The organism is Synechococcus sp. M16.1 (assembly GCF_014279895.1).
Taxonomy (GTDB): Bacteria; Cyanobacteriota; Cyanobacteriia; order PCC-6307; family Cyanobiaceae; genus Parasynechococcus.
Genome location: NZ_CP047954.1, coordinates 1,768,663 through 1,787,241 on the forward strand (window position 1 = coordinate 1,768,663; position 18,579 = coordinate 1,787,241).

19 protein-coding genes are annotated in these 18,579 nt (G+C 57.0%); 10 read left to right on the plus strand and 9 right to left on the minus strand.

The window, feature by feature from the left end:
- Positions 1–2: 2 nt before the first annotated feature.
- From sufC to SynM161_RS10160, 3 genes are read right to left on the minus strand one after another with little or no spacing between them, the layout of a single operon-like run.
- On the minus strand, positions 3–791 hold the full coding sequence (gene sufC / locus SynM161_RS10150; protein WP_115080608.1) for a Fe-S cluster assembly ATPase SufC: 789 nt from the start codon (positions 789–791) through the stop codon (positions 3–5).
- Between the two features lie 42 nt (positions 792–833).
- Positions 834–2,273 carry a Fe-S cluster assembly protein SufB gene (gene sufB, locus SynM161_RS10155; protein ID WP_186541262.1) on the minus strand — a complete coding sequence of 480 codons (1,440 nt, stop codon included), beginning with the start codon at positions 2,271–2,273 and terminating at the stop codon, positions 834–836.
- 5 nt (positions 2,274–2,278) lie between these two features.
- Positions 2,279–2,635 (minus strand): ferredoxin-thioredoxin reductase catalytic domain-containing protein, encoded by a 357-nt coding sequence (locus SynM161_RS10160; protein ID WP_038553034.1) that lies wholly within the window; start codon positions 2,633–2,635, stop codon positions 2,279–2,281.
- A 158-nt stretch (positions 2,636–2,793) separates the two neighbouring features.
- Here SynM161_RS10160 and SynM161_RS10165 point away from each other — a divergent pair, with 158 nt between their 5' ends.
- From SynM161_RS10165 to SynM161_RS10190, 6 genes are all read left to right on the plus strand, one after another.
- Entirely contained in the window at positions 2,794–3,438 is a 645-nt protein-coding gene (locus SynM161_RS10165; protein WP_186541264.1) for a metalloregulator ArsR/SmtB family transcription factor, read from the plus strand.
- Complete coding sequence (locus tag SynM161_RS10170; RefSeq protein ID WP_186541266.1) at positions 3,438–3,776, plus strand: hypothetical protein; 339 nt, start codon at positions 3,438–3,440, stop codon at positions 3,774–3,776. Before SynM161_RS10165 ends, SynM161_RS10170 begins: the two co-directional genes overlap by 1 nt.
- Before the next feature lie 80 nt (positions 3,777–3,856).
- Positions 3,857–4,450: a phycobiliprotein lyase gene (locus SynM161_RS10175; protein WP_186541267.1), complete on the plus strand. Its 594-nt coding sequence runs from the start codon at positions 3,857–3,859 to the stop codon at positions 4,448–4,450.
- A gap of 108 nt (positions 4,451–4,558) precedes the next feature.
- On the plus strand, positions 4,559–5,329 hold the full coding sequence (locus tag SynM161_RS10180; RefSeq protein ID WP_370593062.1) for a phycobilisome rod-core linker polypeptide: 771 nt from the start codon (positions 4,559–4,561) through the stop codon (positions 5,327–5,329).
- A 184-nt stretch (positions 5,330–5,513) separates the two neighbouring features.
- On the plus strand, positions 5,514–6,587 hold the full coding sequence (locus SynM161_RS10185) for a DUF4912 domain-containing protein (RefSeq protein ID WP_186541268.1): 1,074 nt from the start codon (positions 5,514–5,516) through the stop codon (positions 6,585–6,587).
- Positions 6,578–6,784 carry a hypothetical protein gene (locus SynM161_RS10190; protein ID WP_115080616.1) on the plus strand — a complete coding sequence of 69 codons (207 nt, stop codon included), beginning with the start codon at positions 6,578–6,580 and terminating at the stop codon, positions 6,782–6,784. The genes SynM161_RS10185 and SynM161_RS10190 overlap by 10 nt, the downstream gene beginning before the upstream one ends.
- A gap of 17 nt (positions 6,785–6,801) precedes the next feature.
- On the opposite strand, the gene SynM161_RS12240 is transcribed toward SynM161_RS10190, so the two are convergent.
- Positions 6,802–6,951 (minus strand): hypothetical protein, encoded by a 150-nt coding sequence (locus SynM161_RS12240; RefSeq protein ID WP_370593063.1) that lies wholly within the window; start codon positions 6,949–6,951, stop codon positions 6,802–6,804.
- 61 nt (positions 6,952–7,012) lie between these two features.
- Here SynM161_RS12240 and SynM161_RS10195 point away from each other — a divergent pair, with 61 nt between their 5' ends.
- On the plus strand, positions 7,013–8,224 hold the full coding sequence (locus SynM161_RS10195; RefSeq protein WP_370593064.1) for a phospholipase D-like domain-containing protein: 1,212 nt from the start codon (positions 7,013–7,015) through the stop codon (positions 8,222–8,224).
- A 54-nt stretch (positions 8,225–8,278) separates the two neighbouring features.
- On the plus strand, positions 8,279–10,171 hold the full coding sequence (locus tag SynM161_RS10200; protein ID WP_186541271.1) for a tetratricopeptide repeat protein: 1,893 nt from the start codon (positions 8,279–8,281) through the stop codon (positions 10,169–10,171).
- A 675-nt stretch (positions 10,172–10,846) separates the two neighbouring features.
- Here the strand turns inward: SynM161_RS10200 and SynM161_RS10205 are convergent.
- Complete coding sequence (locus SynM161_RS10205) at positions 10,847–11,557, minus strand: hypothetical protein (protein WP_186541273.1); 711 nt, start codon at positions 11,555–11,557, stop codon at positions 10,847–10,849.
- A 462-nt stretch (positions 11,558–12,019) separates the two neighbouring features.
- On the opposite strand from SynM161_RS10205, the gene SynM161_RS10210 reads away from it, so the two are divergent.
- On the plus strand, positions 12,020–12,391 hold the full coding sequence (locus SynM161_RS10210) for a hypothetical protein (protein WP_186541275.1): 372 nt from the start codon (positions 12,020–12,022) through the stop codon (positions 12,389–12,391).
- Positions 12,392–12,403: 12 nt separating this feature from the next.
- Here the strand turns inward: SynM161_RS10210 and SynM161_RS10215 are convergent, their stop codons facing one another.
- Positions 12,404–12,643 carry a hypothetical protein gene (locus SynM161_RS10215; protein WP_186541277.1) on the minus strand — a complete coding sequence of 80 codons (240 nt, stop codon included), beginning with the start codon at positions 12,641–12,643 and terminating at the stop codon, positions 12,404–12,406.
- Between the two features lie 17 nt (positions 12,644–12,660).
- Entirely contained in the window at positions 12,661–13,011 is a 351-nt protein-coding gene (locus SynM161_RS10220; protein ID WP_186541278.1) for a hypothetical protein, read from the minus strand.
- Between the two features lie 110 nt (positions 13,012–13,121).
- Here SynM161_RS10220 and SynM161_RS10225 point away from each other — a divergent pair, with 110 nt between their 5' ends.
- On the plus strand, positions 13,122–14,780 hold the full coding sequence (locus SynM161_RS10225; protein ID WP_186541279.1) for an alpha-D-glucose phosphate-specific phosphoglucomutase: 1,659 nt from the start codon (positions 13,122–13,124) through the stop codon (positions 14,778–14,780).
- Between the two features lie 69 nt (positions 14,781–14,849).
- Here the strand turns inward: SynM161_RS10225 and SynM161_RS10230 are convergent, their stop codons facing one another.
- Both SynM161_RS10230 and SynM161_RS10235 read right to left on the minus strand, forming a co-directional pair.
- Positions 14,850–15,143, minus strand: coding sequence for a hypothetical protein (locus tag SynM161_RS10230; protein WP_186541280.1), 294 nt, complete (start codon positions 15,141–15,143; stop codon positions 14,850–14,852).
- Positions 15,143–18,574, minus strand: coding sequence for an efflux RND transporter permease subunit (locus tag SynM161_RS10235; RefSeq protein ID WP_186541283.1), 3,432 nt, complete (start codon positions 18,572–18,574; stop codon positions 15,143–15,145). Before SynM161_RS10235 ends, SynM161_RS10230 begins: the two co-directional genes overlap by 1 nt.
- Positions 18,575–18,579: the final 5 nt, after the last annotated feature.

Genomic DNA, 18,579 nt, shown 5'->3' on the forward strand with positions numbered 1-18,579 from the left:
GGTCAAGCGGCTCCTTGAGCGGCCAGCTCCTGATCCACCCAGTCGTATCCGGTCTGCTCGAGCTCCAGGGCCAGCTCCCGTCCGCCGGTGCGCAGGATCCGGCCTGCCGCCATCACATGCACATAGTCCGGGGTGATCTCGTCGAGAAGACGTTGGTAGTGGGTGATCAGCAGCGTGGCGTTGTCTTCCGTCGCCAGCTGGTTCACACCACCGGCCACGATGCGCAGGGCATCAATGTCCAAGCCGGAATCGGTTTCATCCAGAATCGCCACCACAGGCTCTAGCAGCGCCATCTGCAGGATCTCGTTGCGCTTTTTCTCGCCCCCGGAAAAGCCTTCATTCACGCTGCGCTCAAGGAAGGCAGGGTCCATCTGCACCACCTTGAGCTTGTCGTGCACGTGATCCTCGAAGGCAAAGGTGTCGAGCTCCTCTTCGCCCTGTTTTTCGCGCCGGGCATTGGTGGACACCCGCAGGAATTCCAGGTTGCTGACGCCAGGGATTTCAACGGGGTACTGAAATCCGAGGAACACCCCCAGACGGGCCCGCTCTTCAGGCTCCAGCTCAAACAGATCCTGGCCGCGATAACGAACGCTGCCGCCCGTGACCCGGTAGGCCGGATGCCCGGCCAACACCTTGGAGAGCGTGCTCTTGCCACTGCCGTTGCGACCCATCACGGCATGGACTTCACCAGCCCTCACCTGCAGATTCACGCCCTTGAGGATGGGCTTGTCCTCGACGGAGGCATGCAGGTCTTGAATGTCGAGCAGCAGCTCAGCGTCAGGGCGAATCACGGAAAGCGTCGTTAAAAAACAAAGACAAGGTGGGGGAGGGGATCAGCCCACGGACCCCTCAAGTTTGAGGGCCAGCAATTTGTCGGCCTCAGCGGCAAACTCCATCGGCAGCTGATTGAAGACGTCGCGGCAGAAGCCGCTGACCATCATCGAGACGGCCTCTTCAAACCCGATGCCACGGCTCTGCAGGTAGAAGAGCTGATCTTCGGAGATGCGACAGGTGCTGGCCTCGTGCTCGATGGCCGCCTGCGGCTGCTGCGAACGGATGTAGGGATAGGTGTTCGCGGCGGCTTGATCGCCGATCAGCATCGAATCGCACTGGCTGTAGTTGCGGGCGCCCTTGGCATTGGGCCCCATCTGCACAAGACCGCGGTAGCTGTTGCTGGAGCGGCCTGCACTGATGCCCTTGCTCACAATCGTGGAGCGAGTGCGCGGTCCGACATGGACCATTTTGGTGCCGGTGTCGGCCTGCTGGCAGTTGTTGGTGAGGGCCACGGAATAGAACTCACCCACCGAATCAGCACCCTGGAGCACGCAACTGGGGTACTTCCAGGTGATGGCAGAACCGGTCTCCACCTGGGTCCAGCTGATGCGGCTGCGATCACCGCGGCACTGGCCTCGTTTGGTCACGAAGTTGAAGATCCCGCCGACGCCGTTTTCATCACCGGCGTACCAGTTCTGAACCGTGGAATATTTGATTGAAGCGTCGTCGAGAGCCACCAGCTCCACCACCGCCGCATGCAGCTGGTTGGTGTCGAACATCGGTGCCGTGCAGCCTTCGAGATAACTCACCGAGGCACCCTCTTCGGCCACGATCAAGGTGCGCTCGAACTGTCCGGTGTCGCCGGAATTGATCCGGAAGTAGGTGGAGAGCTCCATCGGGCACTCAACGCCCTTCGGGATGAAGACAAAGGATCCGTCGCTGAACACAGCTGAGTTCAGGGCGGCGAAATAGTTGTCGTTGCTGGAGACAACCGTGCCGAGGTAGCGCTCGATCAGCTCGGGATGCTCCTTGACCGCCTCACTGAAGGAGCAGAACACCACACCGTGTTCAGCCAGCTTCTCCTTGTAGGTGGTGGCAATCGAAACGCTGTCGAAAACAGCGTCCACCGCCACGTTGCTGAGGCGCTTCTGCTCGCTCAGCGGGATGCCGAGCTTGTCGAAGGTTTCCAGCAGCTTCGGATCCACTTCATCGAGGCTGGCCTTCTTCTCCTGCTGCTTGGGAGCCGCGTAGTAAACGATGTCTTGGTAGTCGATCTCGGGATAACCCAAGGCAGCCCAGTCCGGTTCCTCGAGGGTGAGCCAGTAGCGAAACGCCTTGAGCCGGAACTGCAGCAGGAAATCCGGCTCCTCTTTTTTGGCCGAGATCAGGCGAACGACCTCTTCACTGAGACCCTTGGCGATCTTGTCGGTCTCGATCTCGGTGACGAAGCCGTACTTGTACGGCTGGCTGACGAGATCCCGTGTGGAGGTACTGGTCATTCAGCTCAGCCGGCGGTGGCGTTGATCGTTTCGGTGGTGATGGTCTGCGTCTTCTCAGGGCAAGCGAAGGGGTTGTCCTCGGTGAGAAAGAGCATGCAGTGGCATTCCTTGCGCTCGCGCATCGGAACGCAGGGGCAGTTCCAGAAGGCCTGCGAGACCTCGGCCTCCTTGTCTTCGTAATGGCGGCAAGGGCACAGCGCGCCCCCCAGGTCGTCCTTGTGGCGCGCCAGACCCTTCAGAACAACAGCGGTGACACTGGGGTCGGCACAAAAATACGTGCCGGTGCGCTGGGCGTAGGTTTCAGCGAACTTGCGGATGACCTCCAGGCTTTCTGCTGTCGGCTCTTGAGGGGCGTCGGACATGGAAGTGGAGGGAGCGGCGAATTACGAAACCCCGCGGTTTCCTTACTGGAAGCCTAGGCCAACAGGCCTCCGGTCAGCGGGCTCCCCATTGTGACCCTCAACACGGCCAACATGGCGTGGCAATTCGATGGCATCGTGTGGGGAGGTTTCGCCTCCTCATGAGCGCCTCGGCCCCCGCCAGCACCCGCGACGCCGTGCTCTCCCTGCTGCTGGAGCGCGGGGAGGAGGACGCTGGCACCCTTGCCGATGCCGTGGGCATTTCGGTTCAGGCCATGCGGCGGCACCTGCGCTCCCTCGCCGACAGCGGCTTGGTCTGCGCCAGCAGCAATGCCAGCGGCCCGGGGCGCCCCAGCAACCGCTGGTGCCTCACCGACGAAGGACGGGCCCAGTTCCCCGATGGCAGCGGCCGCTTCGCCCTCGGCCTGCTGGATTCGATGCGCAGCCATCTCCCCGAAGCGACCGTGCGCCAGCTGCTCAATCAGCAGGCGGAGTCGAAGGCCAGCCAGTACCGGCAAAGCCTTGGCGAAGCCTCCCTGGAGGCTCGCCTCGAACACCTGGCTCGGCTGCGGCGCGACGAGGGCTATGTGACCGTCTGCAGCCGGGACGACGACGGCGTGAGCTGGCGGCTCGAGGAGGCCCACTGCTCCGTGCAGCGCATTGCTGAAGAATTTCCCGCGGTCTGCGACCAGGAATTGCTGCTGATTCGGCGCACCGTGCCGGACTGCCGGGTGGAACGGGTGCATTGGCGGCTCGAGGGCGGTCACGCCTGCGGCTTCCGCATCACTCCGTTGGCGCAGGGCTGATGGCCATCGACCGAGCCGCGATTGAACGCATCGACTCCACCCTGCTGCCCCAGCTCGATCGCCATCACCTGCGGCTGCTGAGCCACTGCCTGGACAGCTTTCAATCCATGGCCGCTCCAGGGAGCACTGGTGCAATCCCCGACGAAAACCAACGGCGCCGCTGGTGCCAGAAGCAACCCGTGGTCGCTGAGGACCCGGCATTCCTCCACACCTTGCTGCTGCAGCTCAATGCTGCCGCCGATCAGCTGGATCAACTGGCGCTTGAGCTGGGCAAGCCTCCATTGGCGCTGACCCTCGACGATCTGATCAGCGCCGCCGAAGCCCGCTGCCGTGGCTGACATGGCCGTCGGGGGTGGCCTGGCTGTCGTGACTGACCTGGTCGGGCTGCCATCATCACTTCACTTCCTCAACGCCGGCGATGCTTGAGATCTCGGACGCCCTCAGCTTCTTTCGTCTGAGCTGTGGCCGCTGGACCTCACAGCGCAGCCAGCACCACCTGCTGCATCGCCGCGCCGAAGCCGGCGCCTCCTTCATCGTTGTGGAGGAACTGCTCAAGGGCGACGAACGCCTTGCGGAGATCGCCGAACGCAACAACGCCAGCGTTGAGCAGATCGTGGGGGGCTGCTGGGTGCGCTGGAGCGGATCGATGGCCTGGGATCGGGCCGGTGAATCCCACGAAGACCAGACCATGTTCGGACTGATCCCCGAAGACGAAACGGGGCGACGGGGACTGCTGCTGCGGGATCGCGGTTACGCCGAGAAAGCGCCGGTGGCGGGTCAGTTCCGCATGGATGACGAAAACGGCCTGATCCTCACAACCGACTACGAAATGATGAGTTCCCTGGAGCGCTTCTGGTTCGCCAGCAAAAACGTGCGGCTGCGCACCAGCACAGTGCAGGGACTTTCCAACAACGCCTCCTTCTGCATCGAGACCCGGCAGCTGGACGATGTTGATCAGCCCAGCCCAGCCATGGCTTCAAACGGGGCCGCCCTCGCCCCCTTCGGCTGGTAAGCAGAAGTACTTAGAGAAAGTATTACGGCATGTAATCGCTGCAACAGCAGCTGAAGGGGGCAAGACCCAGCACTTCTACGATCGCCAGCAGTGGATGCTGTAGCTCGCGTGGCCATTCCTCTTCTGGAGTACGCACCGATCACCCAGAACTCCTTGAGAGCGGGTGTTCCGAATCTCCGTGTCGGCTCCGACGAGGGATCACGGGCTTACTCCCTGGAAATTGCAGACGACCGGGACAACCTCGACACCGTTGTGGAAGCCGCCTACCGGCAGATCTTCTTCCACGCCTTCAAAACAGATCGGGACGTCAACCTTGAGTCCCAGCTGAAGGATGGCCAGATCACGGTTCGCGACTTCATTCGTGGCCTGGTGCTCTCTGACACCTTCAAGCGCACCTTCTACGGCTTCAACAGCAACTACAAGGTTGTCCGTCACCTCTGTGAACGGATTCTTGGCCGCAAGGTGAACGGCAAGGGCGAAGAGCTCTCCTGGTCGATCGTGATTGCGACCAAAGGCCTGGAAGGGCTTGTCGATGTGTTGCTGGACAGCGCCGAGTACCTCGACGCCTTCGGCTACGACACGGTTCCTTACCAACGCAACCGCGTGCTTCCCGGCCGGGAGCTGGGCGATACGCCGTTCAACATCACAACCCCCCGCTACGACGAGTACTACCGGGGAATCCTGGGCTTCCCCCAGATCGTCTTCACCGGAGGCCCCGCCAAGAAAGTTCCTGCCCGCGCCAAAATCCGCAAGGGCGGCTCACCTCAGGACTACATGGCCTGGGTGGCAGAAATGGGCGGACCCCGTGGAGTTGCCCCCAGCGGTGGCGCCGACATGGACTACATGTCGAAGGTTCCCTACCGCAGCATCGGCCGCTGATCCCGGCCTCGACCATGTTCAAAAAAGCGGGGCTTCGGCTCCGCTTTTTTTGTGTCTCTGACTGTGATCCCCGGGATCGACGTTCACCCAGTGGTCAGCATCCACTGACCCTTGGCCGCTTCACGCTTCGAAAAGGAATTTTTCAGATCACAATGATCCCAAACGAAACCTGGAGTTTTTGGACGTGTCCCAAACCCTTTCATCCCTGGCACGTCTCACCCTTCGTCAACTGCGTCAGATCGCCAGCGACCTAGGGGTGCCGCTCTACAGCCGCAAAAGCAAAGAGACCCTGGTCGACGAGGTTGCCCAGCGTCAGCAAAAGCGTGGTGGAGATCTGAAGGCCATCGAGGCGGAACTCAACGCGCCGGCCATGGGCAGCAGCGACACCCGCGTGGTGTTCCTGCCTCGCGACCCCCAGTGGGCCTACGTGTTCTGGGAAATTTCCGACGCCGATCGCAAGGTGGCCCAGAAAGACGGCGCCAGCCGACTTTGCCTGCGCCTGGCTGACGTAACCGGCATGCAAGACGGAAATGCCCATCCCCACACCCTCCAGGAAGTCCCCGTCGACAGCCACAGCACAGAGTGGTACCTGCCAGTGCCTCTCTGCGACCGGGATTACCGGGTGGAGTTGGGCTATCGCATCGGCGCCAGCTGGATGTCCCTGGCCTTCTCCTCCGTGGCCCGCGTGCCCGCTCTTCACCCGAGCGAGCAGATCCTTGATCAGTTCGTCCCCTTCAGCCTTGAAGCAGCACCGGCTGAATCCGCTCCAGCTCCCGTCGCGCCGATCGAGTCGAGCAACAGTGGCCTGCACGAGCGGCTCTACCAAAGCGCCACGGTTCAGTTCCGCCGCCGTCGGGTTGGCTCGGAAGAATTCCAGGAGGGCTTTGACGTTTCCGGCGACAGCAGTGGCTTGAATGACTCGGGGGCTGGCCTCTGGGCCAGCGGCCGCAACGAGTCTGGCCTTGGTGGCGTGGCTCCCCGCCAACGCTCCTTCTGGCTGGTGGCTGACGCCGAACTGATCGTCTACGGCGCCACCGACCCTTCCGCTCGCCTCACCATCGGTGGCGAAGAAGTGCCTCTCTCCACCGACGGTACTTTCCGAATTCAGGTGCCGTTCCGGGATGGCGAGCAGATGTATGCCATCGAAGCCACGGCTTCCGATGGAGAGCAGAAGCGCAACATCACGCTCAACTTCAAGCGCGAGACCCCTGAAGACAACAGCAACCCTGCCAGCGAAGCCCGCGCCGAGTGGTTCTGAACCCTTCCGATTCCAAAGCACCAGCAACCCTGCGCTGGTTCGTGGCCATCACCCCCCTCGCGGGGGCGATGGTCTTTCCATTGGTGGTGCCTTTGGTGATGGCCCGGGTGGGCATCGGAGCCGGTGTGGGCGTCGCCCTTGTTCTGAGTGGACTTTGGTTTGTGGCGATGCTGAAGACATCGGAGATGCCCCACTGAAAATCGGGGAACTCTGATCAAGGCAAGGTCTTGGTCTCGATGTTGAAGAACACGCTGGGTTGGATGGCAGCGGCTCCTGTCTGCGGAGGTTGCAGCCAGCCGGGATCGATCGTGGGCATGGCTCCGGCAGAACTGCCGATGCCCAAGCAGATCGATGTGGTCTTCAATCACAACGCCAGATCGCGCTACCGCTCACCCCTGACAGGGGAGTAGCGCAATGGTGACGACATGGAGGCATGGCTGATTGAAGCCATTGATGGCGCCACCGAGGAGGTGCTGGTGGCCGTTCAGGAGCTGAGCCTGCCAAGGGTTGCCCAGGCCCTGATCGCGGCAAAACACCGCGGTGTTCTTGTTCAGGTGATCCTCGAGAACAACTACCGGCAGGCCTGGAGTCAGCAACGACCCAGCCGGTTGAACCAACGGGAACGACAGCGCTGGCATCAGTTAAACCGCCTGGCCGACAGCGATCGGAACGGCACCACCACTGCCGACGAAGTCTTCCAAGGTGATGCCGTGGCGCTACTCCAAGCAGCGAACATTCCACTGATTGACGACACCGAAGACGGCAGCAGCGGCAGCGGCCTGATGCACCACAAGTTGCTGGTGATCGACCAAACAACAGTGATTACAGGCAGCGCCAATCTCACCAGTTCTGGCCTTCACGGTGATGCGGGCCGGCCGTCCAGTCGCGGCAATGTGAATCACCTGCTGCGGGTCAACAGCCCTGAGCTAGCCCTGGTGTTCCGTCAGGAATTCACCCAGATGAGGGGCGATGGTCCCGGCGGCAAGCAGGACAGTCGCTTTGGCCTGCAGAAGGCAAAAGGGAGCGTGCAAACCGTGAAGGTGGGCGACATCCGTATGGATGTGCTGTTTTCACCGCATCCCAGGAGGGACAGCAATCACGGGCTCAACTTGTTGGCAGAGCAGCTGAAAGCCGCAAAGAAGAGCCTTGATATGGCCCTGTTTGTGTTCTCCGCTCAGCAACTCACCAACGTGCTAAGGGAACAGATGAAGCGAGGCATTGAAATACGGCTGGTCGCCGATCCTGGGTTTGCGAGCCGCCCATTCTCTGAAGTGCTCGATCTGCTGGGGGTCAGCCTTCCAGATCACACCTGCAAGGTGGAGGCTGGCAATCAGCCGCTGGAGCAAGCACTTCAAGGCGTCGGCACCCCCCGCCTTGCCCGTGGCGACAAACTCCACCACAAATTTGCCGTAATCGACAAGAAAAGAGTGATCACAGGATCCTTCAACTGGTCGCCTTCAGCAGCACACACCAACGATGAAACCCTGCTGGTGATCCACTCACCGCAACTCGCCAAACACTTCACCCGAGAAATGGATCGACTTTGGGAGAGCGCTGAACTGGGGATCACACCGCACATCCAACGCAAACTTGAGCATCAAAAGATTCGATGCGGAGATGGAGTGGAGAGGGGCTGAGAGGATGGGGGAGTGGCTTGAGAGGTGACTTAAGATGCAGGAAAGAACGAGCTGATGATGGCGGGATTTGGGAATAGTAATCCAAACACAAAAAAACAAAAGATTCCTAAAAATGGGCCTCAACTTCTGGAAGCTGCGATCGGAGCCCATAAAACAGGTGACATCACAAAAGCAGAGGCGCTATATCTCAACGCCATAAATAGTGGCTTTCACCATGAAATAGCCTTCTCCAATCTTGGAATTATTTACAAAAATACTGGCAGAAAAGAAAAGGCACTAACTATATATAAACGGGCTGTCGCCAAAAATCCAAACTTCGCAGATGCCTACACAAATCTGGGGAATCTATACAAAGATCTCGGTAATCTAGATCAGGCGCTTACCTCCACTCTCAAATCACTCGAGCTCAATCCTGATAACCCAACTGCCCTCATAAACCTGGGCAGCATATACAAAGATCTCGGCAATCTAGATCGGGCTCTTGCCTCCACCCTCAAATCACTCGAGCTCAATCCTGATAACCCCAGTGCCCTCATGAACCTAGGCGGCATCTACAAAAACCTCGGCAACCTCGATCAGGCGCTTACATCCACTCTCAAATCACTCGAGCTCAATCCTGACAACCCCAGTGCCCACATGAACCTGGGCGGTATCTACAAAGATCTCGGAAACCTTGATCAGGCTCTTGCCTCCACAATCAAATCACTCGAGCTCAAACCTGACAACCACAATGCCCACATGAACCTGGGCTGGATCTACAAAGATCTCGGCAACCTCGATCAGGCGCTTGCATCCACTCTCAAATCTCTAGAACTCAAGCCTGAGGGATCCGAAGCATTATGCAAACTTGGACTTATCAAAATGGCGCTTGGACAGACCAAAGAAGCCAAAAGAGATTTACTGAATTCAATCAAATGCAATGAACAAGAATGCGAAGCACACCATGCATTAAGCACATTGCTAGAAACAACAGAAGAAGCAGAAGAATTGATTGAGATCATGAAATCAGTCAAAACATCGGTCCTGACTCCGCTGAAAAGAGCATTTGCCGAATTCGCACAATCTAACTGTTTCCATAAAATCAAAAACCATGACCAAGCCTCTAAACACTTAGTATTAGCAAATAAATATAAATTAATAACATCCCCTTCCAATGCCGATTCTCTTCTTGAAAAAATAGCACTGAGCGTTTCACAAATCGAGTCTACGAAAACAACTAATAGAAATGCGAATAGCGGCAAGGGCAGGATTTTTATTGTTGGCATGCCCAGAAGCGGCTCGACCCTGCTAGAAACAATATTGAGTATGAATCCAGAAAACAAAGACTTAGGCGAAAGCAGATCCCTGGAGAAAGCGATTGCGAAAGCGAAACAACAACAACAATCATGTAACAGCAATCATCAAAACATAGACGAGTATTACTCAAAACTTGAGCCCATCAACAACACCCAGCACAAATATACAACAGACAAACAGCTATATAATTTTATTCACATCAATTGGATTGCAAATCACATGCCCGCTGCCAAGATTATTCACTGCCGCAGAAATCCAATGGACAATATCCTTTCAATGCATAGAAGCAATTTAATGGCTGGAAATAATTTCACAGCAAACCTGGAAGACTCAGCCAAAGTACTTGTAGCTCATGAGAAAGCTATGCAAATTCAGAAAAATAGGTATCCTAAAAAAATATTTACCTTTGACTACGACCAATTTGTCAACGCACCCGAGGACAACCTTCGGAAACTTCTAGGATGGCTAGATCTAGAATTCGACAACAACTATCTTCACCCTGAGAAAAGCACTAGAATCGTCAATACAGCTAGCGTAATGCAAGCCAGAAAACCAATTAGCAACAAATCAGTAGGTGGATGGAAAAACTACGAGACCCTACTAAAACCTGCGTTTAAAATTATTCAAGAAAGCGGAGTTAAAATAGGCTAAAACAACAATTAACCACCAATATTACATAATAACATCCTGCTACGAGTCTCGGTTGGCTATCAGATCTCAACGAAACCCTTTCTTCTTCTCTGAGACATAGAAAGATCCTACTGCCTCATTAGTAATTGCATGCACTGATCCATAACGAGAATTCTTTTTAAGCATCTCCTTGAGCAGAACCTCACTCTTCTTGTCGAGCTTGATATTCATTGCCTTGGGAAGTGCTTGAAGTAAAAGTCTTCCATTGCCACCTTGTAACAGCCAGACCTTGTCAATCTGGTCTGTCGCATCAAGGCTTCCTCCATCTGACGAAAAGCATTTACTTCTCTTCGATTGAAGGAGACATTTGTAGAGGTGGTTTTAGTGATATACATAGTTTTTGAATAGAAAAGATAGTGATATCAGCGATCAGGAGTCAAACTAAACTCAAGAGGATGAAGCCTCAGACAACAAGCACACTTGACTTCTGAAAAGCATTTGAATCTATTTATATGATTTCAACCTTGTAATTAATCACTTTTATATCAAGAAGTACTCCAAAGCGGTCTCAAGCAGACTTAACACGGCGTCGACATTTACCCGAAGAAAAGCGACAAGAAAAGACATCTCAAACAAAAAGTGGCACAAATAAATAATAAAAAACCTTTCTCTAAATTATATCCACCACTCGGACATCTACTTCACCGTAAAATTATATTCCAATCGAACAAAGCGCGATCGCAATTCCAAAAGAAGCGCATACAGAAAAATGATCACACCGAGCATCTCAAATAACTCCTCAAACCCCGAAATCAACTCATAATAAAAACCGCTTCGGGATATTTGGTCCGTCCTGACAAGCCAGCTATTAAGAGCCTCAAAGACTATTGCTCCCGTAACGTAAACACCGCCAGCAATCAAAGCGAAAACAGCAACCCGCCTTCGAAGCCTCAAAAAAAACGGGATGAACTTTAAAGCAAATAGCGCAAACAAAATGCCATAGGGAATCACCCAAATCGACGCAAGAGAAGGATGCACATACTGCCTTAAATCAGAAATCACAAAAAGCTCATGAACCTGAAAAACCTCGTCAAATGCAAGAAATAAGAATACTTTGCTCAACAGCATCCAACCCCTAATATCACCACCTCGGCAGGACAGGGCTATCTGTTTCAACAGGAAAGAAGACACACAAAGCAGCAAACCGCTGTATATTGCAGTCAAGTTGAACTCCTCATCAAGATTGATCGCATCGAAAAAATCTTGGTAAAACCTTTCCGAAACTCCCCCAAAATTTATCAGCGCCTCGCTTATACAGTGCAAGGCAAAAAAATTGAAAGAGATGACAGCAAGGATTGAGCAAATTTTTTTAGGGCTAAAGCATCCAAGCGAAACTGCTGCAGTCATCGACGCGTGCAATATTATTTACAATAATAGCTGGGCAACATGATTCAAGCAAGTCAGGCAAACTAATCCAACAAAACCACTCATCACCCCGAACAATTCACCCATGAAGACAAACTTCCATACAAACTTGTCGCAATCAGCCATGAAGAATTGATCAATCGCGCACAGCAGGGCTGAAAATCAACAGCCAAGAGGAACAACATCCTTCCCTATTTGCAAGTATGTATCAATTCTGGGCCCACAAACCCTTGTAGGAAGATTCGCGAAGGCAAACGAGGACCAAAGCAACTAATAACAAAGCCACTTATTGCCATCAACGAACGCAAACGAATGACTTTTCTGACCTGAGACAAGCAGGCCATTCGGAGGCTTTCATCATCAAGACATCGCCCAATACTTCGCTGATTGATCTTCCAAACGATTGATTGGCTCAACTGCGCAAAAGAACGCCAGACTAGTCCCATGACATCCACGATCACACGCGTCCTGCTGCTGCTCACCATGGCCAGTCCCGCGACCGCGGCTGAGACCTACGAGCCCTGGCCCAGCCAGGATCAACTCCGCAGCATTGAACAGGCCGCCTATGCCTGCTCCCGCGACAACTCAAAGCAAGCCTGCACGCTGGTGCGTCAGCTCTCCGACCCTTTGATGGATCACTCCAGGTTACCGGGGCTCTGCAAAGACGTGCTGTGGTCCCTAATGGATGAAGCCAAGGTTGCCAACACCAACGACTTTCGCCGTAAGGACGCCATCACAAACACCGCCCGTCGGATCCCAAGGGTTTGCGCCGAGCCGGTGATGAAAAAGGGAAAGCCCAAATCGCGTCAGGCCTGAGCCTGACGGGCATCAATCAAAGTCGAAGCTGAACCGCTGGCCTTGCATCAGGGTGGCCACCTCACCGCGAACGGCATCCAAGAGCGCAAAGCTGACGTCGGGGTGCTTCTTGATTTCGTCCACAAACATCTGCACGTCGGCAGCGGTCAGTCCGTGGCTGGTGATTCTGGAATCCACCTTGCAGCGAAACGTCTCGAGAAGACTGAGTTGATCAGCGTCGAGGGGCTTGGAACCGGGATGGGTGACGTCCATCGAAGAAACAGAAGCGATCAGTGGGATGTCTCCGAATCACCAAGCAGATCAAGCAGGTTCTCGGATGTGGCGAGCATGTCACCCATGCTGAGTTCGCTTTCCTGACCAACAATTTCGGAGGCCAACTCACACGCGGTGGAGGAGTGGCCCGAGACATCACAACTGTTGGACAATCTCAAGATTGCATTGGAAAACTTGCCGCGCAGGCATTCTTCCGAACCTGACTGATTGAGTACAGCATTGGCCGCAGTCACGGCCTCCTGAGAGGCCTCCGGCAGGGGAAGGGCCCGTTTCCAGCTCTGTGATGCAACCACTGACGATGTCGTACAGGCCATTCCGACGAACCACAGCAGCAGACAGCGATGCATGGTCGTCGCAATAGGTGCGGGCCAAAGGGTAGCGACGTCAACTGGTCGCGACCGACGCCATGCAAATGGATTTCCATGTTTAGGTTCCGCATACAGACCCCTCCGTCGTGATGACCACCTCGGCCCCTGCGGAATCGACCCAACGCCAGGTGACCTTGGCCACCCCTTTCACTGACCAGAAGCCAGGGACTTCTGGCCTACGCAAGAGCAGTCGCCAGTTCGAGGAGCCCCATTACCTGGAGAGCTTCATTGAGGCGTCGCTTCGCACGCTGCCGGGCGTACAGGGCGGCACCTTGGTACTGGGGGGCGACGGCCGTTACGGCAACCTCCGTGCCATCGACGTGATCCTGCGGATGGGCGCCGCCCACGGCCTCAGCAAGGTGATCGTCACCACCGGCGGCATCCTCTCCACGCCTGCCGCCTCCAATCTGATCCGACAGCGTCAGGCCATCGGCGGCATCATCCTTTCCGCCAGCCACAACCCGGGTGGTGAGAACGGTGACTTCGGCGTCAAGGTCAACGGCGCCAACGGTGGCCCCACCCCCGCCTCCTTCACCGATGCGGTCTTCGAGTGCACCAAGACCCTGGAGCAATACACGATTGTTGAGGCTCCAGAAATCCCACTGGATGCCCCTGGTCTGCACAGCATCGGCGCGATGCAGGTGGAGGTGATCGACGGTGTCGACGATTTCGTCGACTTGATGCAGGAGCTGTTCAACTTCGATCAGATCCGCGATCTGCTTCGCAGCGACTTCCCCCTGGCCTTCGACGCCATGCATGCCGTCACCGGGCCCTATGCCACTCGCTTGTTCGAGGGGCTATTGGGTGCACCGGCGGGAAGCGTGCGCAACGGCACACCGCTGGAAGACTTCGGCAACGGTCATCCCGACCCCAACCTCACCTACGCCCACGACCTGGCTGAACTGCTGCTCGAGGGAGATGAGTACCGCTTCGGCGCCGCCTGCGACGGCGATGGCGATCGCAACATGATTCTGGGCCAGCGCTGCTTTGTGAACCCCAGCGACAGCCTCGCGGTGCTCACTGCGAACGCCACGGTGGCTCCGGCCTACGCCGATGGCCTGGCCGGGGTGGCGCGTTCGATGCCCACCAGCGCTGCGGTGGATGTGGTGGCCAAAGAGCTGGGGATTGACTGCTTCGAAACCCCCACGGGCTGGAAATTCTTCGGCAACCTGCTGGATGCCGGCAAGATCACCCTCTGCGGTGAGGAAAGCTTCGGCACCGGCAGCAACCACGTGCGCGAGAAAGATGGCCTTTGGGCCGTGCTGTTCTGGCTGCAGATCCTGGCCGTGCGCCGCTGCAGCGTCGCCGAGATCATGGCCGAACACTGGAAGCGCTTCGGACGCCACTACTACTCGCGTCACGACTACGAGGCCGTCGCCAGCGACGCCGCCCATGGCCTCTACAACCGCCTCGAATCCATGCTGCCTGGCCTGGTGGGCCAATCCTTTGCCGGGCGCAAGATCCGCACAGCCGACAACTTCAGCTACACAGATCCGGTTGATGGTTCTGTGACAACGGGCCAGGGTCTGCGCATCCTTTTGGACGACGGCAGCCGGGTGGTGGTGCGCCTCTCCGGCACAGGCACCAAAGGCGCCACGATTCGCGTCTACCTGGAGAGCTACGTGCCCAGCAGCGGTGACCTCAACCAGGATCCCCAGGTCGCCCTGGCCGACATGATCAGCGCCATCAACGACCTGGCGGAAATCAAGCAACGCACGGGCATGGACCGACCGACCGTAATCACCTGAAGCCAAGGCGATTCACACACAGCAAAGCCACCCCCAGGGGTTGCTTTTTTGATGGCTCTTATGGATCCCTCAGGGACGACGGCCGCGGTTGGACTTGCTGTGCCGATAGGCGGGATCAGTGGCTTCCTCCTGCAGCTGACGCATCGTCTCAATCGCAAAGCCCCCAAGACCACCTGAGCTGATCACCATCAGATAAAAGAGGCGCAAACGGCCCAGCGCAATCTCGGCCGGGCTGTTGTCGATCAGCACCTTGAGGAAATAGGCCACCGCCAGACCAAGACCGACACCAATGGCCACTGCAATCAACACACGCATGCCACTGAAGGGCTTGCGCTGATTCACCTCGGAGTTCAACTCAACCATCAGCTCGGTTGCGGGGTGGGGGTAGGACCGTCCTCAGGAGGCTTGGCATCGGCCTGGCCCAGCAACGTCTTCATCACCACGTAGAAGACAGGCACCACAAGGGTGGAGAGGAAGGTGGCCACCAACAGACCACCGAACACCACCAGGCCCAGGGACGACTGGCTCTGGGCACCCGCACCACTGGCCAGCATCAGTGGCAGGAAGCCGGTGAGGGAGGAAATCGCCGTCATCAGAATCGGCCGCAGACGGGACTTGGCGGAGAACTTGGCAGCCTCAAGCGCCGACTCGCCCTCACCCATCTTCTGGTTGGCCAGGTCGACGATCAGAATCGCGTTGCCGCCCGCCAGACCGATAAGCATCACCAGACCCACCTGGGCGTAGATGTTGAGCACCTGGCCGGCACCGCCGAGAAACACCAGGGCCCCCAGCAACGCCGTCGGCACGGTGAGCAGGATGATGATCGGGTCGGTGTAGCTCTCGTACTGAGCCGACAGCACCAGGAACACCGCCAGGATGCCGAGCGCGAAGATCACCACCGCCAGGGATCCAGCCTTCACTTCTTCGCGGGAGATGCCGGTCCAGTCGAAACCAAGGCCTTGATAACTGCCAGCATTGAAGATCTGCTTCATCGCCCCGATCGCCTGACCGGAGCTGTTGCCTTCTTTGGGGGTGCCGTCGATCTTGATCGAGCGGTAGAGATTGAAGTGGGGAATGACGCTGGGCCCCACCGTCTGCTTCACGGTGAAGAACTCCGAGAGGGGAATCTGCTCGCCCTTGGCATTGGCTACATAGATGGCGGACAGCCGCTGGGGTGTGGCCCGGCTGACCTCATCGGCCTGCACATACACCCTGCGCACCTTGCCCTCCTGGAAGGTGTCATTCACGTATTGCCCACCGAAGTTGACGCTGAAAACAGACATCGCGGAGGCGAAATCGACACCGAGCGAAGCCATCTGCTCCCGGTCCACATCGATCTTGTATTGCGGAGCCTGGGGGGAGAACAGCGTGTAGACCTGATTGAGAACGGAATCGCTGTTCGCCGTCTGAATGATCTGCTGAGCAGATCCGAAAAACTCATTCAACGAATAGACGCCACTGCTTTGGTCCAGCAGCTGGAACTCGAAGCCACCACCGGTGCCATAACCGGGAATCGACGGGGGCTCAACAACAAAGACCCGACCCCCATCAATCGCGCCATACAACTTGGCGTTGAGACGCTTCACCACCGCTCCCACGGTGTGGTCCTTGCCGGGCCGATCATCCCAGTGGTTCATCCCGATGAAGAACAGACCCTTATTGGGCGCGTTGCCATCGAGACTGGCGCCGCTGAACAGAGCCGCTGATGCGATGTCCTCCTCGGAACGCAACACCTCAGCCACCTGACGGTTGATCGCCAGGGTTTTCTCGTTGGAGACACCCTCAGGAGCCTGCACGAAACCAATGGCATAGCCCTGGTCTTCGATCGGCACGAATCCACCAGGAATTCTGGTGAAAGCGAATCCCGTCAGCAGGATCCCGGCAGCCAGGGCCGCCATCACAATCGGGCGGGCTTTGAGCACAGCATCGAGGATCGACGCATAGCTCTTCTCAAAGCCGCCATACAAACGGTTGAAGTTGGTGAAGATCACCGGGATGAAGTAGCCAACGCCGCCTCCAATGGCGGTGAACAACACCACCGGGATCGGATTAGAGACGATCACACCTGTTGTGATCACACCCACCGCAGCACCACCGACGGTGAAGGGAAGACGCAGGGGCAGACCGCTGATCTTGCCGGCGATGAAGCCGACCACCGCACCGATCACCGTTGGGATCAGCGCTGCTGCCGCTCCATTACCAGCACTGAGCAAGCTGTAAATGAAACCAAGCACCACACCGGCCGTGGCGTACTGATTGCGGCTGAGCTCCTTGGTTTCGCGAGACAAAAGCAGGGCCGACAGCATCGGCGAGAAGGTGAGGGCGTTGAAGGTGGAGATGCCGATCGAGAAAAGGATCGTGGCGGCGAACTGTTTGTAGATGGTGCCAGTGGCACCTGGGAAAAACAGCACCGGCAGGAACACCGCCATCTTCACCAGGGAAGTGGCAATCACAGCCCCGAACAGCTCATCCATGGTTTCCATGGCGGCCTGCACCGAGGTCATCCCTTCCGCCTTCTTGGCAGAGGTGTCTTCCACCACGGTGATGGCGTCATCCACCACAAGGCCGGTGGCCAGCACAAGACCAAACAGGGTGAGCTGATTGAGTGAAAATCCGAAGGCCAGCACCAGGGCGAAGGTGCCGATCAAGGCCACCGGAATCGCAATCGCGGGCACAAGCGTGGCTTTCCAGTTCTGCAGGAACAGGAACAGGATCAGCACCACCAGGATCACTGCGTCCCGAAGGGAGTTGGTCACCCCTTTGATCGACTGGTTGATGAAGTCGGTGGTGTCGTAAATCTTCTGGACCCCGAGGCCAACCGGCAAGGTTTGCTCGAACTCATTCAGCACCTCCTTGACGCCATTGGAGACCTCGATGGCATTACTTCCGGAGAGCTGGTAGATCGCGATACCAACCGAAGGTGTGCCTTTGAGATCCATGGCATCAATGCCGTAGGTCTCACCGCCGAGCTCAACGCGGCCCACATCCTTGAGCCGCACCAAGCCACCGGCATCAGTGGTTCTGAGAATGATGTTCTCGAACTCCTGGGTGCTGGTCAGACGACCCTGCAGCTGCACTGTGAAGGTGTATTCCTGACCTTCAGGGGCAGGGGCGCCGCCGATCTTGCCGGCGGGCACCAGACGGTTCTGGCTTCGCAGCTGGTTGACCACATCGGTGGCCGTGAGGTTGTTGGCGGTCAGCTTCTCGGGGTCCAGCCAAAGGCGGAAGGCGATCTTGCGGTTGCCGAAGTAAGTGACATCGCCGACGCCCTTCACTCGTTTGACGTTGTCGGTGAGGTTCTTGTCGAGATAACCGCTGATCGTCTCCACCGAATATTCGGTTTTGGCGGGGTCTTCGTTGACGAAGTTGTAGACGAGCAGGATCGAGTTGGAGGCCTTGTTCACCGTCACACCCGACTTGCGCACCTCCTCCGGCAACTGAGGTTCCGCCAGGGAAACGCGGTTCTGCACGTTCACCTGGTTGATGTTGCCGTCGGTGCCGCTGTCGAACGAAACGGAGATCGAACTCACACCATCGGAGGAGCTGTTGGAGGTGATGAAGTCCATGTTCTCCACACCGTTGATCTGCTGCTCGAGCACGGAGGTGACTCCCTGCTCAACGGCAACAGCATCAGCACCCACGTAGGTGGCCTGCACCTTCACCGTTGGAGGTGCAATGTCGGGGAGGTTTTCAATCGGAAGGATCGGAATCGAGATCAAGCCGACGATCACGATCAGCAGGCTGCAGACCGTGCTGAGAACCGGCCGGGTGATGAAATTATTGGAAGCAGACATCGATC

Excerpts from the sequence above, each read along its gene's own strand:
- SynM161_RS10160 (WP_038553034.1), bottom strand. The coding sequence starts at position 2,635 with ATGTCCGACGCCCCTCAAGAGCCGACAGCAGAAAGCCTGGAGGTCATC.
- SynM161_RS10230 (WP_186541280.1), bottom strand. The coding sequence starts at position 15,143 with ATGGTTGAGTTGAACTCCGAGGTGAATCAGCGCAAGCCCTTCAGTGGC.
- SynM161_RS10170 (WP_186541266.1), top strand. The coding sequence starts at position 3,438 with ATGGCCATCGACCGAGCCGCGATTGAACGCATCGACTCCACCCTGCTG.
- sufB (WP_186541262.1), bottom strand. The coding sequence starts at position 2,273 with ATGACCAGTACCTCCACACGGGATCTCGTCAGCCAGCCGTACAAGTAC.
- SynM161_RS10165 (WP_186541264.1), top strand. The coding sequence starts at position 2,794 with ATGAGCGCCTCGGCCCCCGCCAGCACCCGCGACGCCGTGCTCTCCCTG.
- SynM161_RS10215 (WP_186541277.1), bottom strand. The coding sequence starts at position 12,643 with ATGGACGTCACCCATCCCGGTTCCAAGCCCCTCGACGCTGATCAACTC.
- SynM161_RS10225 (WP_186541279.1), top strand. The coding sequence starts at position 13,122 with ATGACCACCTCGGCCCCTGCGGAATCGACCCAACGCCAGGTGACCTTG.
- SynM161_RS10220 (WP_186541278.1), bottom strand. The coding sequence starts at position 13,011 with ATGCATCGCTGTCTGCTGCTGTGGTTCGTCGGAATGGCCTGTACGACA.
- SynM161_RS10205 (WP_186541273.1), bottom strand. The coding sequence starts at position 11,557 with ATGACTGCAGCAGTTTCGCTTGGATGCTTTAGCCCTAAAAAAATTTGC.
- SynM161_RS10235 (WP_186541283.1), bottom strand. The coding sequence starts at position 18,574 with ATGTCTGCTTCCAATAATTTCATCACCCGGCCGGTTCTCAGCACGGTC.
- SynM161_RS10195 (WP_370593064.1), top strand. The coding sequence starts at position 7,013 with ATGGAGGCATGGCTGATTGAAGCCATTGATGGCGCCACCGAGGAGGTG.
- SynM161_RS10200 (WP_186541271.1), top strand. The coding sequence starts at position 8,279 with ATGATGGCGGGATTTGGGAATAGTAATCCAAACACAAAAAAACAAAAG.
- SynM161_RS10210 (WP_186541275.1), top strand. The coding sequence starts at position 12,020 with ATGACATCCACGATCACACGCGTCCTGCTGCTGCTCACCATGGCCAGT.
- SynM161_RS10175 (WP_186541267.1), top strand. The coding sequence starts at position 3,857 with ATGCTTGAGATCTCGGACGCCCTCAGCTTCTTTCGTCTGAGCTGTGGC.